Raw genomic sequence first — 17,528 nt, forward strand, 5'->3', positions numbered from 1 at the left:
ATCGGGTGCCGACGTGGTTGCCCGGACAATGACCTCCATCACCTCTGTACCGACCGTTGCCCTCAATGACGGCAATACCATTCCGCAGCTGGGTTTCGGAGTGTGGCAGGTTCCCGACGCCGACGCGTACACCGCCGTCGGTGAGGCGCTTCGAGTCGGATATCGCAGCATCGACACCGCACGGATCTACGACAACGAATCGGGGACCGGCCGCGCGCTCGCCGACTCCGGCATCGCCCGCTCCGATCTGTTCGTCACCACCAAGTTGTGGAACGACGACCAGGGGTACGAGTCGGCAATGCGTGCATTCGACGACAGCATCGCCCGACTGGGACTCGACTACGTCGACTTGTACCTGATCCACTGGCCGGTGCCTGCCCAGGATCGCTACATCGACACGTTCAAGGCATTTCAGCAGTTGAAGGCCGACGGCCGGGTCCGGTCCATCGGCGTCTCGAACTTCACTGTCGAGAATCTCGAACGCCTGGTTGAGGCGGTCGGTGAGGCGCCGGCGATCAACCAGATCGAGCTGCACCCCGGATTCGGACAGTCACACCTGCGCGCGGCGCACGCCGATCTGGGAATCGTGACCGAGGCTTGGAGCCCGCTGGGGCAGGGCACCACGCTGACGAATCCCACCATCACGACGATCGCGCAGGCACACGGCCGTACCCCCGCGCAGGTGGTCCTGCGGTGGCATATCCAGCTCGGCAACGTCGTGATCCCGAAGTCGGTGACGCCGGAGCGCATCGCGAGCAACTTCGATGTCTTCGGCTTCGAGCTCAGCGCCGAGGATATGTTCGCGATCGCTTCCCTCGATGCAGCCGACGGTCGGCTCGGTCCGGATCCGGCGACCTTCGGCCGATAGGCCGTGGTGCTCGTCACAGCAGCTGATAGGCATTGCCGGTGCTTCTGCCGCGTATATTCCACATGGAACATTTGATGTGGAAGTGAGTGATGAGGATGCAGTCGCGATCCGTCACACCGCTCGGCGTATCCGTGCTCGCCCTCCTGTTCGAACGCCCGATGCATCCGTACGAGATGTACCAACTACTCGTCACTCGGCGGCGCGATCGGCTCGTCAAGGTCCGGCCCGGCTCGCTTTATCACACCGTCGACCGGCTCGAGCGGGACGGGCTGGTGGCGGTCGCAGGAACCGAACGTCAGGGAAAACGGCCCGAGCGGACCGCCTATGAGATCACGTCGACCGGCCGCGGGGTACTGCGGGAACGGGTGGCCGAGATCGTTGAGGTTCCCGTTCCTGATTATCCGCAGTTCACCCTCGGTCTGGCCGAGTTGCACAACCTGGAGGCGGATGACGCACTCGCCTTGCTCGAGCGTCGAATCATGAGTCTCCTATCCGAACTCGCCGAACTTGACGAGCTTTGCGAATCCGCGCGGGAGCGAGAGATTCCCGAACTGTTCACCATTCCGTTCTCGTACACCCGGGCCATGGCTCAGGCCGAACTCGACTGGCTGCACAGCTTCGCCGAGCGCGTTCGAAGCGGCGAAATTCCCTGGGTGACAACCGAGCACCTCGAATCCATGAAGCTTGCAGATCAGAAGGGCACGCAATGAAAACCGAAGTGAGGCCCTGGCCGGCCCTGTGGGCCCTCTGTCTGGGCTTCTTCATGATCCTCGTGGACAGCACCATCGTCGCCGTCGCCAATCCGGTCATCACAGCCGAGTTGAACGCCGACGTCAATGCCGTCATCTGGGTCACGAGCGCGTACCTGCTCGCGTACGCAGTGCCGCTGCTCGTCACCGGACGCCTCGGTGATCGCTTCGGCCCCAAGAACATGTACCTCATCGGGTTGGTCGTGTTCACGCTCGCATCCCTGTGGTGCGGGCTGTCCGGTGGTATCGAAATGCTCATCGTCGCCCGTGTGTTCCAGGGTCTCGGCGCGGCGCTGATGACCCCGCAGACGATGGCGGTTATCACCCGAATCTTCCCGCCGGACAAGCGTGGTGCCGCGATGGGCCTGTGGGGTTCGGTGGCCGGTGTCGCGACGCTCGTCGGCCCGATCCTCGGTGGCGTCCTCGTCGACAGCCTCGGCTGGCAGTGGATCTTCATCGTCAACGTGCCGGTCGGCATCCTCGGCTTCGTGCTGGCGTGGCGTCTGGTTCCCTCGCTGCCGACCAACAACCACAAGTTCGATTTCATCGGAGTCGCGCTCAGCGCAATCGGTCTGTTCTGCCTCGTCTTCGGCCTGCAGGAGGGCAACTCCTATGACTGGGACGCCCGCGCGTGGGGCCTGATCGGCTTCGGCGTCGTGGTCATGATCGCGTTCGTGTGGTGGCAGAAGGTCAACCGGAGTGAGCCGCTGGTCCCGCTGAGGCTCTTCCGGGACCGGAACTTCTCGGTCGCCAATCTCGGCATCGCGACGATGGGCTTCTCGATCACCGGCGTGATGCTGCCGTTCATGTACTACGCGCAGAGTGTGACCGGTCTGTCGCCGACGGGTTCGGCGCTGCTGATGGCCCCTATGGCGGTCGTCACCGGCATCCTCGCCCCGTTCGTCGGGCGTCTGGTCGACAAGGCTCATCCGCGATTCATCGCGGGACCGGGATTCCTGGTATTCGCACTCTCGACCGCCTGGCTGGCGACGCGGCTCACTCCGGCCACGCCGATCTGGCAGATCTTGGTGCCGATGGCTCTCATCGGTGCATCCAACGCGTTCATCTGGGCGCCGCTCGCCGCGACCGCGACCCGCAATCTGCCTGTCGCGCACGTCGGTGCCGGTTCGGGTGTTTACAACACCACCCGTCAGGTGGGTGCCGTGCTCGGTAGCGCCGCGATGGGTGCGTTGATGACGTCACGGATCACGGCCGAGCTGTCGAGCGTCGGCGGCGGCGGTGTCAGTGCGGTTGCCGGAGAAGGCCACTTCATGGGAGGTCAGTTACCCGAGATCGTCCGGGAGCCTTTCGCGACCGCGATGTCACAGTCGGCGATGCTCCCTGCAGCCGTGCTGATGCTCGGATTCGCTGCCGTGCTGTTCTTCGTCAACCCGCGCAAGGGTCCTGTGGTCCAGGCGGTCCCGGTGGAGTCCGAGAGCTCGCCAGTTCGGAGCTGACGGCCGATGCCGGCTGGTCGTCAGGTGCGGGTCCGTGTGGGGGAGATGCGGCAGCCGGTGTCGAGGCTGTGGGTGAGTCAGAGGCGGATGCGTCGCTGTAGCTGATCTCTACTTCGCACCGTCGGCGGGCGCTTCGAAGCCGCGATCGAGCCTTCCGGCCGGATTCCCCCGGAGGCCCAGATTCCGGACTCCGGGATTCCAGGAGTTCTGGCATCAAGGAGTCACCTGTTGCCTCATGTCAAGATGCCCGCGAAGCGTGATTCGTTGCCTCATTTGTGGATGTCCGCGAGGGAGTGGTGGCGGATCCGGGCTTCTTCGTCGGTGTTCGTTTACTGGTGGCGAGGGTGATCAACTCGGCGGTAAGGGCCTGGATCTGTCGTTGGACCGCCGCGGGATTGACGCTCGCGTAGGCCGCATCGAGAGCGTCCTTCGTGTCGGCGGTCACCGCGGGGTGAGCGCTCGCACGCCGGTGTGGAGTGGTCGCGGTGTCGTACTTCTTGGTCACCTTCGCGCCGTCCCGAACCTTGGAGATCAGCTTCTGCTGCGGCGAGAAGAAGTTCGTCATATTCGATTGCAGAACCCAAATCTTGTTGAGTAACAAAAGTTCCGCAGGAGTGTCGTAGCGAAGATAGCCGACAACGGTACGCACGATGGCCCAGTTCTTCTGCTCGACGTGCGCACCATCATTCGAGTTCCCCGGCCGCGAGCGGGTGAACGTGATCTCCCGCCGTTCACACCACGCCAGCAGATGATGGTTGATGAACTCGCTGCCGTTGTCGGAGTCCACACCGAGCAGCGGGAACGGCAACACCCCGGCGATCTCGTCGAGCGCCGCGACCACCCACTTGAGGGCCTTGTTCGGCACCGACCGGTTCTCCGTCCACCCGGTGGCGATATCGGTCACCGTCAACGTGTACGCATGCTCACCGACCGCGTTCCCGCCCTCGTGACCGACCAGATCGATCTCCACGAACCCCGGCACCGCATCGTCCCACTGCGCCCACGTCCGGATCGGTATCTGCGACTTGAGCAGCGATCCCGGCTTCGTGTGCGAGCGACCCTTGAGTTCGAGCGACTTGCGCTGCGGGGCCAGCCGCCGATCCACGGTCGCCGCCGACATCCGCACCAGCAACGCCGCGGTGTCGTCGTCGATGTCGAGTTCCCCGAACCGCCGCAACACCGGAACCAGCTCCGGCAGGATCGGGACAAGACGCTTCCCTGCCGGCATGCCGAGCACCGCCCAACAGAATGTCAGTGCTGCAACAACTTCCGAACCATACTTGACCGGACGTGGAGCCCGCGGACGCACCACCCGCGGCATCAGAGCAGACCGCAACATCCTGCGGGCATGATCACGATGCCACCCCGTCGTCGCGCACAACTCGTCGAGAATCCGGGACTTCCCCGACCTGTCGGCCCGGGCATATCGGGTCGCGATCGCCCTCGTCACAGACTTACGTTCCGCCATAGACAGTCCCATCACCCGGCCCTACCGCCCCCACCGGCATCGACCGGACCGACACGCCGCTACGCGGGCATTCTCGGATGAGTCAACGATGGGACCTACGCGGGCATCTTTGATGAGTCAACGCGAGTCATTGACTCGAAAGTGTGTTCGAACTAAACTGTCGGTATGACGCTGGGGGGCGAGAACACCGTGCCGGTCGACGGCGAGCCGTACTGGCGTCTGACCGAACAAGAATTGTTGGACGAGACACTGTCGGTGTGCGCGGAGATCGCACGGCTGCAGACCCGGCGCGTCCGGCTGGTCGGCGCGGTCGATTCCCGCTGCACCACCGACGTCCTCGGGTTCAGAGACGTCAGACAGTGGCTCGCGGCGACGACCCTGCTCGAGGTCGGTGAAGCGGGCCGGATCCTGAACCTGGCCCGGGGCCTGCGTGAGGAACCGGACATCCGGGAGATGTTCGACGCCTGTGAGATCTCGGCCGCCCACACGGCACTGGTGCTGAAATTCTGTCAGAAACCACCCCGCGGCATGCCCGACGAAGCCCTCGGGCCAGCCCGGCACGTACTCCTCGAGGCCGCCCGCGGTCCCGCCACGAACACCGCCTACGTGCACACACAGATCCACAAACTCGAGCGGATCTTCGAATCCGACGACCCACCGCCATCGGAAGAGACCGACCGCAACGAACTCCACGTCTCGAAAACCCTCAACGGCCGCTATGCCGTCCGTGGAGACCTCGACGCCGTCACCGGCGACATGCTCCAATCCGCACTCTCCCCACTGTCGGCCCCGCACCCGGGAGTAGACGGGACACCCGATCCGCGGCCGCCCGCGCAGCGACGGGCGGACGCACTCACCGAACTACTACGCCGCTACCTCGACTCCGCGGTATCCCCGACCGACGGCGGCACGAAACCACACCTGCACCTACACATCAACGCCCGAGACTTGGCCGACCACAGTGTGTTCGGACACTGCAGCACGAACACAGGCAGTAGCGCGAGCAAAACCCGCGACACCGAAACCGACACGAGCTTGCTGGCGAACCTGCTCGGTGACACCGGAGTCGGCCGGCTCCCCTGGGCCGGACCGATCACCGTCACCACCACCCGACGCCTGACCTGCGACTGCATCCTCTCGCCCATCGTGATGGACGAGCACGCCGCCCCGATCAACCTCGGCCGCACCATGCGCACCGTCAGCGCCGCCCAACGCCGCGCCCTCATCGCCCGCGACACCGGATGCGCCTTCCCCGGCTGCAGCACCCCACCCTCCTGGTGCGACGGCCACCACATACGGCATTGGGCCGACGGCGGACCCACCAACCTCGACAACCTCGTCCTACTCTGCCGCTTCCACCACAACCTGCTCCACCACTCCCACTGGCACGTCCGTATCGGACCCACCCGCCACCCCGAATTCATCCCACCCACCAGCATCGACCCCCGACAACAACCCCTACCCGCCAACAACCGAGCCGGCCCCACCGCCGCGTGACCTCCCATCGCCTGAGCCCCGGTCCCACAACGACGCGGGTCACAGCACAATCGTGAACCGCAAGCGCCACAAGCGAACACCTCGACTCCACCACACCGCCGCGCCACGCGGCGCAGCCTGGGCACGTGGGGCGGGGCAAGGGTGAGAGTCGGCGCGCGCTGCGGTGAGTTGGATCTGGAGTGGATCGGGTGAAGAGGGATCGCAGGGACCGGCCGGGGAGATGCGGGTGTGCAGTCGAATCCGGCCTCGGCCTACTGCCCTTCCAGGCGGAAGTCCGCAAAGTCGAAGCCGGGGACCACAATGCAACTCACGAGCCCCGCGTCGGTTCCTGTGGGTGTGGCGCGCTGCCAAGTGCGGGGCGGCACGACGACCTGCGGACTGTGCCCGGCCTCGATATCGGGCCCGACGAGATACGAGGTCACAGGACCGGGTGCGTCCTCGTCGCCACCGAGTTCGAGGAGAATGGGGCTGCCACGGTGATACAGCCAGATTTCACTGCCGCGCACGGTGTGCCAGGCCGACTGCTGGCCGGGTTCGAGTAGGAACAGGATCGCCGTGCCGGCCGCCCGGGCCCCACTGAACATGTTCGGCAGCGCCACTCCGGGCACCTCGATGTCGCTTCGCCACGTTTCGCGGTACCAGCCGCCTTCGGGATGCGGAACGAGGTCGAGGGATCGCGCCCACTCGGGGTATTCGGTCACAAGAACATGATGGACCGAAAGTGGGCGTATCGCGAGCGCGGGTGCGGCGGCGGTGGTGAAATGATTCATGGCATATCCGAGCAGAGATTCGGCAGTCAGCGTCGATTCGGCAGTCAGGGCGTTCGTCTACGGGTTCGCTCCGGTCTTCAACCTTTCCCAGGTGCAACGCTTCGTGACGACGGGAGTGGGCGCCAACGCCGCCGCACCCTTCAATTCGTTCAGTCACGCGACCGATCTGGCTGGGCCCTCGGACACGTTCGTCTCGATCAACAACGACACGGTCTACTCCATGGCACAACTCGATCTGAGCGTCGGGCCGTTGATGCTGGACGTGCCCGATACCGCCGACGCGTACTTCGTCCTGCAGTTCGTCGACGCGTGGACCAACAACTTTGCGTACATCGGCAAGCGTGCCACCGGTACGAAGGCTGGCACCTACGTGCTGGTTCCGCCGGGCTGGCCGGGCGAGTTGCCGGCGGACGCGACGGCGGTTCACTGCTCCACACGGATCGTGTCTGTCGTCGGCCGATGGGCATGCGATGGTGCCGACGACCTTCCCAGAGTGCGTGGGTTGCAGGAACGGATATTTCTGAGATCGCTTGCCTCGCTCGATCCGGAGGGTTTGCCAGAGCCGGATCCCGCTGTGCCGGAAGAGCTTCTCTTCTGGGAGAAGCTGCGGTTGTACCTGCAGGCGTTCCCGCCGGCACCTCGTGATGTGGAACTGCAACAGGCGTTTGCGCCGCTGGGATTGCTCGAGGCGGGACCGTCACCGTACCTGGATGCCGACCCTGATCTGGTGAAAGTGCTGGTGGAGGGCGCTGCTCGCGGGCGGGCGAAGGTCGAGGAGGCGCTGAAGTCGGGTGCCGGCGACGCGGTTGTGAACGGCTGGCATCAGACCTTCCACGCCTTCGACTACAACGACGACTTCTTCGAGATCGGGACGATCGATTCGCCCGAGTGGCGAATCTCGGATCGTGCCAGGGCGATCGGACTGCGAGCGGCTGCGGCGATGGGTGGTTTGTGGGGTAACCATGGGTACGAGGCCGCCTACAGTCCGGTTTACACGGACTCCGGTGGTGACCAGCTGACAGGCGACCGTACCTACACGATCACATTCGCGCCGACACCTCCGGTGGACGCGTTCTGGTCGATCACGATGTACAGCATGCCGAACTACTATCTGGTCTCGAACCCGATCGGGCGCTACTCGATAGGTGATCGCACCGAGGGGCTCGTCTACGACGCCGACGGCTCGCTGACGCTGACATTGAGCGCGACCGAACCCCAGGATCCGACGGCACGCGCCAACTGGCTCCCTACACCGACGGGCTCGTTCCGTCCATTGCTGCGGATGTACATTCCGCATCAGTCAGTGCTCGACGGCAGCTACGAGATCCCTCCGATCATGAGGGCGGATCGGAGCGCCTGACGGTTCGGGTACGGCTTCAGCGCTCGGCCGTGACTTGTCTGGCCCCTGATCACCACCACTGCGATCGCGCGCTGTCCATGTTGCCGGGTTCTGTCATAGCCTGAATCTGCCCGCCGCGCCTGCGCCGGGTCTGTTCCGGCGAACTCGGCACGCGTGCGTGTGGATGCGTAGTTACAGGTACTGTTCGGATTCAGTTGCGGCCCGGCAGGGCTCGCGACCGAGTCCAGCACCAGATGAAAGCGAGTGGAGTCTCATGATCGGGACCAGTCGTGACGGTCACGTGGTCACACTCGAGCTGCAGCGTCCGGAACGCCGCAACGCCCTGAACAGTGCCTTGTGCGTGGCGGTGCGAGAGGGCCTCGAGAAGGCGGTTGCCGAGGAGGCCCGCGTCGTCGTGCTCACCGGGCAGGGGACCGCCTTCTGCGCGGGCGCCGACCTGTCCGGCGACGTCTACGCGGAGGGCTTCACCGACACCCTGCTCGAGATGCTGCACACAATCGACTCGATTCCGATTCCGGTGATTGCCGCGGTCAATGGCCCTGCGATCGGGGCTGGCACTCAGCTCGCCCTCGCAGCAGATCTGCGAGTGGTCTCACCGGAGGCCCGGTTCGGCATTCCCGCTGCGAAACTCGGCATCTCCGTGGATAAGTGGACGGTACGGCGATTGGTGTCGCTGGTAGGCGGTGGCCCGGCGCGGACCATGCTGCTCGGCGCGGAGATGCTCCACGCCGACCAAGCGTTCGCGCATGGCCTTGCGAACAAGATCGGTAATCTCGCGACGGCCCGGGAATGGGCGAGTTCGATCGCGGAGTTGGCCCCGCTGTCGTTGCAACATCTCAAACTCGTGTTCAACGACGACGGCACTCGTGAGGCGCAGACTCCGGAACAACTCACGGCCCTGTACGCGGCCTGGGGCAGCGAGGATGCTCAGGAGGCACGGATGGCTCGCATGGAGAACCGCGCGCCGGAATTTCGGGGTCGGTAAGCGCCGGCGAAAGACAGAAGAGCCTGGTCGGTTCGGTAGAGGAACGGGGCGGAAGATGATCGGTAGGGGAGTGTTCGTCGCCGCAGCAGCGGCAGGTGCGGGTTGGGTGGCACGCGCGGCATGGGGGACGGTGCCGGCACTCGGTGCCTCCCGTTCGGCCATCAAACCGTACGCTGCGGCATCGCCACGCTACCGGGATCGTCGGTTCCACAACACCGACCCCAGTTCCTCACTGCCCTCCGGATCTCAGTCAGGCCTCGCGAAGGCCTTCGTCACCCGGGGAAACACAGGCCGCCCCAGGTACCAGATCCCACTCGCGACCCCGCTGGCGCCGGCCGCTGCCGGAGAGCTGGCTGTGACATGGTTCGGGCATTCGAGTGTGTTGATAGAGATCGACGGACATAGAGTGCTGGCGGATCCTGTATGGAGCGAGCGGGTTTCGCCGTCGACGGTGTTGGGGCCGTCGCGCATGCATCCGGTTCCAGTGGCGCTCGCGGATCTGCCGCCGATCGACGCAGTCGTGATTTCCCATGACCACTACGATCACCTCGATCAGGCCACCATCATCACCCTCACCGACACCCAAACGGCGATGTTCGTGGTCCCGATCGGTGTAGGCGCACACTTACGCCGGTGGAAGGTCCCCGAGGATCGGATCATCGAACTCGACTGGGACGAGCAGGCGGACATCGCCGGGCTGACGCTGACCTGTGCTGAGGCGCGGCACTTTTCGGGACGCGGACTCGCCCGCGACACCACGCTGTGGGCGTCATGGGTGATCGTCGGTCCACGCCGGAAAGTGTTCTTCGGCGGCGACTCCGGCTACACCCCCCGGTTCGCGGATCTCGGCCGCCGTTACGGTCCTTTCGATGTCACACTACTGCCGGTTGGCGCCTACGACGAACGCTGGCCCGATATCCACATGAATCCGGAGGAGGCTGTGCGGACCCACGTCGATGTGGGCGGCTCGCTGCTGGTCCCTGTGCACTGGGCGACGTTCAACCTGGCGTTCCATCCGTGGGGCGAGCCGATCTCCCGGGCCATCGAGGCCGCCACTGCGGCCGGGGTCGCGCTGGCGGTGCCGATGGTCGGTCAGCGTCTCGATGCACTGCGGCCACTCGTCCAGAAGTCGTGGTGGGAAGACCTGTACTGATTTCGAATCTGCTTGCGCCGCAATATCATAGTGCCGAATCGAGTTAGTTCTTTGCGGCGGTACCCGGCGCCGCGAACGTCGTGGAAATTCAGTCATCTCGCACCCCCTGTGTGCAGTGTGGTCTGCTGCTGTGGCGGGAGGCGCGCAGTGCCGCGGTGCACGCCTCCCGCCCGTCTGGCGTCGGCGCCTGTGTCGGGCGGCTTCATCGCCAGCGGGACCGGTCAGGGACTCCCCCCTCACATCTGACCGGCCCGTAGACGACTGTAGCTGAGATGTCGCGGACATGAGTAGGCGAGAAGTTGAATTAAACTGTAGTGCAATAGTTTAACGGCAAACATACGCTCGGGTGCCGCGGGTGCACTGTCGGGAATTTTCCGTTTTGACCGATTCCTTCCGGGATTGCAGGTAAAGTCCTTTGCTGGTGGTCGAGGGGGTCTTGACCCAGGGGTGAAACGGGGGAAGTGATGCGCGGCAACGGCTTTTGACTCCGGAGCCGGATCAGGCTCAGCCGATCTGCTCGAACAAGGAAACGATGATCCCTTCGGGCCCACGCACGTAGGCCATCCGCACGCTGTTTTCGTACTCGCCGATGCCGCCGATGAGCCCGTACCCGTCCGCAGCCACCGCATCGACAGCTGCCTGGAGGTCGCGGACCTCGAAGGACACGTTGCGTAGGCCGAGTTCGTTGGCCATCGCCGTGGGCGATCCGGGCCCATGGCCGGGCGTGACGAAAGTCGCGAGCTCCAGCCGGGACCCTCCATCGGGCGGCCGCAGCATCGCGATCTCACAGCGCGCGCCTGGGATGCCGCAGACGGTCTCGACGAACTCGCCCTCCACGGATCCGGTGCCCTCGACCTCGAGACCCAGTCCGATGAAGAACGCCGTCACCGAGTCGAGGTCCGCGACGGTGATGCCGATGTGGTCGAAACGTTGTATGTGTGCCATGGGGTCCATCCTGTAGTTGTTTGCGTGCGCCGTTCGAGGTGCTCGTCGGTCACCACGTCCTCAGCCTGCTCGGATCGGCCACACCGTGGACCATCTGTGGAGGATCGTCCGGGTTGGCATAACCTTCGTGTCATGGCAACAGACGAGCCCGACGACGGTGGCGCTGTCGGCACCCTGGAGACCGATCCGCACCACATCGAGCGGGGCCTGACCGCTGATCAAGTAGCGCAGCGGGTCGCGAACGGGCAGACCAATGACGTCCCGGATCGGGCGAGCCGCTCCATCAAGGACATCGTCCGCGGCAATGTGTTCACGCGGATCAACGCGATCCTCGGCGTGCTGTTGATCATCGTGCTGTCCACCGGTTCGATCATCGACGGCATGTTCGGTCTGTTGATCATCGCCAACAGTGGGATCGGCATCATCCAGGAGATCCGTGCCAAGCGAACCCTCGATCAGCTCGCGATCGTCAGTCAGGCCAAGCCGATGGTCCGTCGCGATGGCTCTCCGGCGCCCCTGGCACCGAAGAGTGTCGTGCTCGACGACATCATCGAGCTCGGACCCGGCGACCAGATCGTCGTCGATGGCGTCGTGGTGACAGCGTCGGCACTCGAGGTCGACGAGTCGCTGCTCACGGGAGAGGCCGACCCGGTGCACAAGCCGGAGGGTTCGCGGGTGCTCTCGGGCAGCTTCGTCGTCGCCGGTAGCGGCGCCTACCGGGCCACGAAGGTGGGCAGCGAGGCGTATGCCGCGAAGCTCGCCGAGGAGGCCAGCAAGTTCACGCTGGTGCACTCCGAGTTGCGCTCGGGCATCGACAAGATCCTCAAGTTCATCACCTACCTGATGATCCCGGCCGGTCTGCTCATCATCTACAACCAGCTCTTCTCGAGCGGACAGGCGCTGGGCCCGGCCCTCAACGGCATGGTGGCCGCGCTGGTGCCGATGGTGCCCGAGGGTCTGGTGCTGATGACGTCGATCGCGTTCGCCGTCGGTGTCATCCGCCTCGGCCGGCGTCAGTGCCTGGTCCAGGAGTTGCCCGCGATCGAGGGCCTGGCCCGCGTCGATGTGGTGTGCGCAGACAAGACCGGCACGCTCACCGAGAACGGGATGCGGCTGTCGGAGCTGCGGACCGCGAAGCCCGACGACTCGCTTGCCGCCCGCGCGCTGGCCGCGATGGTGGCGGACGATCCGCGCCCCAACGCAAGTGTGCTCGCCATCAAGGAGGCGCTGACGGAGGATCCGGGCTGGGAGGCCACCGCGGTTGCGCCGTTCTCGTCGGCGAAGAAGTGGAGCGGTCAGTCCTACGGAAACAACGGCAACTGGCTGCTCGGTGCACCGGATGTTCTCCTCGACCCGGACAGCGACATGGCCCGCGAGGCCGAGCAGATCGGCGCGCAGGGGCTGCGAGTGCTGCTGCTCGGCAGTAGTGACCGCCCCGTCGATGCTCCGGATGCGCCGGGGACCGTGACGCCGCGTGCGCTCGTCGTGCTCGATCAGAAGGTCCGCCCCGACGCCCGTGAGACGCTCGAGTACTTCGCGAGCCAGAAGGTGGACGTCAAGGTCATCTCGGGGGACAACGCCGTCTCGGTGGGCGCTGTCGCGAGCTCGCTCGGCCTGCCCGGCGGCGATCACGCGATCGATGCCCGACAACTTCCCGAGGGCAAGGAAGAGCTCGCGGACGTCCTCGACGGAGCCACCACATTCGGCCGGGTGCGGCCGGACCAGAAACGGTCGATGGTCGGCGCGCTGCAGTCCCGCGGCCATACCGTCGCGATGACCGGCGACGGTGTCAACGACGTACTCGCGCTCAAGGACGCCGACATCGGTGTCGCAATGGGTTCGGGCAGCCCGGCCACCCGCGCGGTCGCCCAGATCGTGCTGCTGGACAACAAGTTCGCCACGCTGCCGTACGTCGTCAGTGAGGGCCGCCGAGTGATCGGCAACATCGAGCGTGTCTCGAATCTGTTCCTGACGAAGACCGTCTATTCGGTTCTGCTGGCGTTCCTGATCGGCATCTCAGGCGCGGCTGCGCAGATCTTCGACTTCGATCCGCTGCCGTATCCGTTCCTGCCGCGGCACGTGACGATCGCGGCGTGGTTCACGATCGGCATCCCGGCGTTCATCCTGTCGCTCGCCCCCAACAACGAACGCGCCCGCACCGGTTTCGTCGGCCGGGTCATGCGGTTGGCGATCCCGTCGGGCGTCATCATCGGTATCGCGACTTACGTGTCGTACCTGCTCGCCTATGCGGGTCCGGAGGCTACCGAGCAGCAGACCGAGCAGGCCGGCACCGCGGCGCTCATCACGCTCATCATGATCGCGTTGTGGGTGCTGGCCGTGGTCGCCCGTCCTTACACGTGGTGGAAGCTGGTCTTGCTCGCAGGATCGGTGTTGGCGTACCTGATTCTGTTCGCACTGAGCTTCACCCGTGAGTTCTTCAAACTCGATCCGTCCAACGTCGGTGCGACGACGACGGCGCTGGTATGCGGTCTCGTCGGTGTCGTCCTGGTCGAAGTCGGGTGGTGGGTGACGGGCCGGATCCACGGCGAGCACCGGCGCCTGTTCGCGTCGAGCGAGGATCTGCCGGGCGTGCACTGATACTGCACTGACCGTGCACTGATACTGCGCTGGCCATTTGCGCCGACCGGTCGAGAGCAGAAGAACATCTACCCCTTTCCGCCCCCTGCTGGTACGGTCCCCCGCGGTGGTCGGCAGAACAAGCGCGCTCGTCTCGCCGAGATTGACGACGGGCTGCACGGATTCGCGGCGAGGCCACCGTAAAGGCAGCCGGGAGGTGGGGACGTGGTCCAGCAGGCGCGCGCCGTCGCGACCAGAGCGCAGATCGTGATGGGCGCGGCGCAGGCATTCGATCGGTTCGGTTACTTCGGTTCCAGCGTGGGGGAGATCGTCGACGGGGCTCGGATCACCAAGGGCGCGCTGTACTTCCACTTCGCATCCAAAGATGACCTTGCGCAGTTCATCATCGGTGAACAGCACCGAATCTCGCTCGAGGCCGTGGAGGCCATCGCCGCATCCGATGCGCGGGGTCTCGAGCAGGTTGTGATGCTGTGTCACGAGCTGGCGCGGCAGACTCTGGTCCACCCGGTGGTGCGCGCCGGTGCTCGGCTCACCGTCGAACTCGGGGCTGTCGAGGCATTGAACGGGGCCCCGGGCGACCCGTACCTCGAGTGGACTGAAGGCTGCGCTCGTCTGGCCGCGCGGGCGGTGGAGCAGGGCGATCTTGTCGAGACGGTCTCGCCACTCGTATTGGCGCGCCATCTGATCTGCGCAATTGCGGGCGCCCGTGTTATCTCCCGCGCGCTGAGCCGGACCGAGGATCTCGAGCGCCGCGTGGACGAGATGTGGGAGTTGTTGTTGCCGAGCATCGTGCCCGTGGATCGGCATGGTCAGATCGGCCGGATCCGCGCCGCGCGCTGGTCGACGGCGTCGAACTGCAACGGAGACTAGCGATGTGCAGCTGACGGAGGCCGATGACAACGGGTCTCGTGCTTTCTGGTGGAGCTCTTCGTATCCCCGCTCGCGCGGGGAGCACCGAGTGGTCGGCTGTCCGATGTAGACGCCGCCAGGACCATCCCTGCTCGCGCGGGGAGCACGTGCCACTCATACCACCAAGGGCGGCCGCGAAGGGACCATCCCCGCTTGCGCGGGGAGCACGCCCGGCGTCCTTCTCCCGATGCAGCCCAACGCGGACCATCCCCGCTCGCGCGGGGAGCAGTGCCAGCGCCCGCAGTTGGGGCAGTGGTAGGCGGGACCATCCCCGCTCGCGCGGGGAGCACGCGTTGAAGCGTTCTACGGGGAACCCATCGGCGAGGACCATCCCCGCTCGCGCGGGGAGCACGAGTGGTCTTTCGAGGCCGAGAACATGGCCATGGGACCATCCCCGCTCGCGCGGGGAGCACCGCCGACGACGAGCTGGGCGTCGGAATGGTCGGGGACCATCCCCGCTCGCGCGGGGAGCACAACATCCACCTCGTGGCGTTTCCGGGCCGGCCGGGACCATCCCCGCTCGCGCGGGGAGCACGCGCATCCTGACACCATCGGATACCGGCAGCAGGGACCATCCCCGCTCGCGCGGGGAGCACGTGCTCCTCAACGGCACGATGATGCTCAACTCGGGGACCATCCCCGCTCGCGCGGGGAGCACGCAGCATCACGCTTCCGCTTCGACTGCCCGGCCGGACCATCCCCGCTCGCGCGGGGAGCACAAGCCGATTCAGCGCGACGGAATCGAGTACGAGGGACCATCCCCGCTCGCGCGGGGAGCACACGTGAGCGGCCGGCGTCGACGGCGGAACATCGGGACCATCCCCGCTCGCGCGGGGAGCACGACTTCACTCGTGCACGCCAGCAGTTGGTCGAGGGACCATCCCCGCTCGCGCGGGGAGCACACTAACTGATCTGCGGGAATGCTAGCAGGATCCGCGAACTGGCTTCACTTTCCCTGGCCACTACGGCGACCGACTCTGTGGTTCTTGCTGGCGTTGCTCCATCCCTCACGAAGGTCGGAGGCGGCGCGGCTTCTCTGCTTTAGGAACTACGCAGCTTCAGTTGAAGACCGTCGACGTCGACTGGCTGCCAGTGGTGCCAGTTGACTTCGAACGCGAGTCGTTGTTCACCCGCTACCGAGCGGACCAAGATCACACGTCAGTCCCAGGCAAGTCTTGGTCTAAGTGCACATCAGTTCAGACGTTCGACGATCAACACATTGGCGGTGCCACCGCCCTCGCAGATGGTCTGGAGGCCGTAGCGTCCGCCGGTACGCTCGAGTTCGTTGAGCAGGGTGGCGAACAGCTTGGTGCCGGTCGCGCCGAGCGGATGGCCAAGGGCGATCGCGCCGCCGTTGACGTTGACCCTCGCCGGGTCCGCTCCGGTCTCGCGGAGCCAGGCCAGTACGACCGATGCGAACGCCTCGTTGATCTCCACGACGTCGAAGTCGTCGATGCTCATGCCGGTCTTCGCCAGCGCATACTCGGTGGCTGGGATCGGTGCGCTCAGCATGAAAATCGGATCGGCGCCGCGGACGCTCAGGTGGTGGATCCTGGCGCGGGGAATCAGGTTGTGCGCCTTCACCGCAGCCTCGGACGCAACGAGGACCGCGCTGGCGCCGTCGGCGATGCGGCTGGCCAGCGCGGCGGTGAGGCGGCCGCCGTCGCGGAGGGTCGGCAATCCGGCCATCTCGGCCAGGCTGGTCTCGCGCGGTCCCTCGTCACGCATGAACTCTCCGACGGGAACGATCTCCTCGGCGAATCGCCCTTCGGCGATGGCTCGGCGGGCCCGTTCGTGGCTCTGCAACGCCCAGCGTTCCATGTCGATGCGGCTGATGCCCCACTTCTCGGCGATCATCTCGGCACCGCGGAACTGGGATACCTCCTGATCGCCGTATCGACGTTGCCACTCCACGGAACCTGCGTACGGTGTCTCGAACCCGTATTGCTTGCCCACGGTCATTGCGGCGGAGATCGGGATCCGGCTCATGTTCTGGACACCGCCCGCGAGGACCAGGTCCGAGGTGCCGCTCATCACAGCCTGTGCGGCGAAATGTAGTGCTTGCTGGCTCGATCCGCACTGTCGATCGACAGTGACACCCGGCACTTCGTCCGGGAAGCCCGCGGCAAGCCACGCGGTGCGCGCGATGTTCCCCGCCTGGCCACCGATGGCTTCGACGCAGCCGAAGATCACATCGTCGACCGCGGCCGGATCGATCTCGGTCCGGTTGAGGGAGGACCGAATCACACTGGCACCCAAGTCGATCGGATGAACTTCGGACAGTTTGCCGTTCTTCTTCCCGACCGCGGTTCGAACGGCATCGACGATGTACGCCTCGGACATGGTTGGTACTCCTCCGGACGGGCTCGGGTTCTAGGAGACCCGATGCACATAAAGTAGTTAGATGATTAATCTATATCAGGAGGAGGGTGCGGTGTCCACGACGAGATCGCAGCGCGTCAGGGGGTCTCGACTCGTCGGCCCGTGGAACCGCAGCCCCGATGGTGTGAGACTGGGGTCAGGGCGCCGCAGCGGCGCAGATCCGAGGAGGATGTCGGTATGGGATTCATGGATTCGATCAAGGGACTTGTCGGCAAGGGCCAGGAACTGGCAGCCGAACACTCGGACAAGGTGCAGGGTGCAATCGACAAGGCGGCGAGCCTGGCCGACGAGAAGACCGGCGGCAAGTACAGCGACAAGATCGACAAGGCAGCGGATGCCGCGAGGAAGGTTGTGCCACCGAAGGAGTGACCTCCGCCGAGGGGCGGG

The 17,528-nt window shown here is 65.3% G+C and carries 14 protein-coding genes and 1 CRISPR repeat array; of the genes, 10 read left to right on the forward strand and 4 right to left on the reverse strand.

All coding sequences use genetic code 11. The features are described 5' to 3' along the window. Positions 1-28: 28 nt before the first annotated feature. From ERC79_RS16815 to ERC79_RS16825, 3 genes are all read left to right on the forward strand, one after another. Positions 29-868 (forward strand): aldo/keto reductase, encoded by an 840-nt coding sequence (locus tag ERC79_RS16815; protein ID WP_131579574.1) that lies wholly within the window; start codon positions 29-31, stop codon positions 866-868. Positions 869-957: 89 nt separating this feature from the next. Next, entirely contained in the window at positions 958-1,578 is a 621-nt protein-coding gene (locus tag ERC79_RS16820; RefSeq protein WP_242676609.1) for a helix-turn-helix transcriptional regulator, read from the forward strand. Beyond that, complete coding sequence (locus ERC79_RS16825; protein ID WP_131579575.1) at positions 1,575-3,074, forward strand: DHA2 family efflux MFS transporter permease subunit; 1,500 nt, start codon at positions 1,575-1,577, stop codon at positions 3,072-3,074. Before ERC79_RS16820 ends, ERC79_RS16825 begins: the two co-directional genes overlap by 4 nt. 238 nt (positions 3,075-3,312) lie before the next feature. Here ERC79_RS16825 and ERC79_RS16830 read toward each other — a convergent pair whose 3' ends face one another. Further along, positions 3,313-4,554, reverse strand: a complete 1,242-nt coding sequence (locus ERC79_RS16830; RefSeq protein WP_242676610.1) for a transposase family protein — start codon at positions 4,552-4,554, stop codon at positions 3,313-3,315. A gap of 153 nt (positions 4,555-4,707) precedes the next feature. On the opposite strand from ERC79_RS16830, the gene ERC79_RS16835 reads away from it, so the two are divergent. Further along, entirely contained in the window at positions 4,708-6,039 is a 1,332-nt protein-coding gene (locus tag ERC79_RS16835; RefSeq protein ID WP_131579576.1) for an HNH endonuclease signature motif containing protein, read from the forward strand. Between the two features lie 251 nt (positions 6,040-6,290). On the opposite strand, the gene ERC79_RS16840 is transcribed toward ERC79_RS16835, so the two are convergent. Further along, positions 6,291-6,740, reverse strand: a complete 450-nt coding sequence (locus tag ERC79_RS16840) for a cupin domain-containing protein (RefSeq protein ID WP_131579577.1) — start codon at positions 6,738-6,740, stop codon at positions 6,291-6,293. A 67-nt stretch (positions 6,741-6,807) separates the two neighbouring features. Between ERC79_RS16840 and ERC79_RS16845 the strand changes: the two genes are divergently transcribed. From ERC79_RS16845 to ERC79_RS16855, 3 genes are all read left to right on the forward strand, one after another. After that, the gene (locus tag ERC79_RS16845; protein ID WP_131579578.1) at positions 6,808-8,169 is read left to right on the forward strand and encodes a DUF1254 domain-containing protein; all 1,362 of its coding nucleotides are present in this window, start codon (positions 6,808-6,810) and stop codon (positions 8,167-8,169) included. A 253-nt stretch (positions 8,170-8,422) separates the two neighbouring features. Then, positions 8,423-9,154, forward strand: a complete 732-nt coding sequence (locus tag ERC79_RS16850; RefSeq protein WP_131579579.1) for an enoyl-CoA hydratase — start codon at positions 8,423-8,425, stop codon at positions 9,152-9,154. 55 nt (positions 9,155-9,209) lie between these two features. Beyond that, positions 9,210-10,307 (forward strand): MBL fold metallo-hydrolase, encoded by a 1,098-nt coding sequence (locus tag ERC79_RS16855; RefSeq protein WP_131579580.1) that lies wholly within the window; start codon positions 9,210-9,212, stop codon positions 10,305-10,307. Positions 10,308-10,811: 504 nt separating this feature from the next. On the opposite strand, the gene ERC79_RS16860 is transcribed toward ERC79_RS16855, so the two are convergent. After that, a complete protein-coding gene (locus tag ERC79_RS16860) occupies positions 10,812-11,252 on the reverse strand; it encodes a VOC family protein (RefSeq protein ID WP_131579581.1) in 441 nt (146 codons plus the stop codon). A gap of 132 nt (positions 11,253-11,384) precedes the next feature. Between ERC79_RS16860 and ERC79_RS16865 the strand changes: the two genes are divergently transcribed. Then, entirely contained in the window at positions 11,385-13,850 is a 2,466-nt protein-coding gene (locus ERC79_RS16865) for an HAD-IC family P-type ATPase (RefSeq protein WP_131579582.1), read from the forward strand. Between the two features lie 204 nt (positions 13,851-14,054). After that, positions 14,055-14,720: a ScbR family autoregulator-binding transcription factor gene (locus tag ERC79_RS16870; RefSeq protein WP_207390351.1), complete on the forward strand. Its 666-nt coding sequence runs from the start codon at positions 14,055-14,057 to the stop codon at positions 14,718-14,720. A 57-nt stretch (positions 14,721-14,777) separates the two neighbouring features. Beyond that, positions 14,778-15,661: a CRISPR direct-repeat array (repeat unit 28 nt; unit sequence GGACCATCCCCGCTCGCGCGGGGAGCAC). A gap of 289 nt (positions 15,662-15,950) precedes the next feature. Here ERC79_RS16870 and ERC79_RS16875 read toward each other — a convergent pair. Continuing rightward, a complete protein-coding gene (locus tag ERC79_RS16875) occupies positions 15,951-17,102 on the reverse strand; it encodes an acetyl-CoA C-acetyltransferase (RefSeq protein WP_131579583.1) in 1,152 nt (383 codons plus the stop codon). 216 nt (positions 17,103-17,318) lie between these two features. On the opposite strand from ERC79_RS16875, the gene ERC79_RS16880 reads away from it, so the two are divergent. Next, entirely contained in the window at positions 17,319-17,510 is a 192-nt protein-coding gene (locus ERC79_RS16880) for an antitoxin (RefSeq protein WP_131579584.1), read from the forward strand. Positions 17,511-17,528 lie beyond the last annotated feature (18 nt).

The organism is Rhodococcus sp. ABRD24 (assembly GCF_004328705.1).
GTDB lineage: Bacteria > Actinomycetota > Actinomycetes > Mycobacteriales > Mycobacteriaceae > Prescottella.

Coding starts and splice junctions, on each gene's coding strand:
- ERC79_RS16865 (WP_131579582.1), top strand. CDS start 11,385: ATGGCAACAGACGAGCCCGACGACGGTGGCGCTGTCGGCACCCTGGAG.
- ERC79_RS16820 (WP_242676609.1), top strand. CDS start 958: ATGAGGATGCAGTCGCGATCCGTCACACCGCTCGGCGTATCCGTGCTC.
- ERC79_RS16815 (WP_131579574.1), top strand. CDS start 29: ATGACCTCCATCACCTCTGTACCGACCGTTGCCCTCAATGACGGCAAT.
- ERC79_RS16875 (WP_131579583.1), bottom strand. CDS start 17,102: ATGTCCGAGGCGTACATCGTCGATGCCGTTCGAACCGCGGTCGGGAAG.
- ERC79_RS16845 (WP_131579578.1), top strand. CDS start 6,808: ATGGCATATCCGAGCAGAGATTCGGCAGTCAGCGTCGATTCGGCAGTC.
- ERC79_RS16830 (WP_242676610.1), bottom strand. CDS start 4,554: ATGGGACTGTCTATGGCGGAACGTAAGTCTGTGACGAGGGCGATCGCG.
- ERC79_RS16835 (WP_131579576.1), top strand. CDS start 4,708: ATGACGCTGGGGGGCGAGAACACCGTGCCGGTCGACGGCGAGCCGTAC.
- ERC79_RS16880 (WP_131579584.1), top strand. CDS start 17,319: ATGGGATTCATGGATTCGATCAAGGGACTTGTCGGCAAGGGCCAGGAA.
- ERC79_RS16855 (WP_131579580.1), top strand. CDS start 9,210: ATGATCGGTAGGGGAGTGTTCGTCGCCGCAGCAGCGGCAGGTGCGGGT.
- ERC79_RS16860 (WP_131579581.1), bottom strand. CDS start 11,252: ATGGCACACATACAACGTTTCGACCACATCGGCATCACCGTCGCGGAC.
- ERC79_RS16850 (WP_131579579.1), top strand. CDS start 8,423: ATGATCGGGACCAGTCGTGACGGTCACGTGGTCACACTCGAGCTGCAG.
- ERC79_RS16825 (WP_131579575.1), top strand. CDS start 1,575: ATGAAAACCGAAGTGAGGCCCTGGCCGGCCCTGTGGGCCCTCTGTCTG.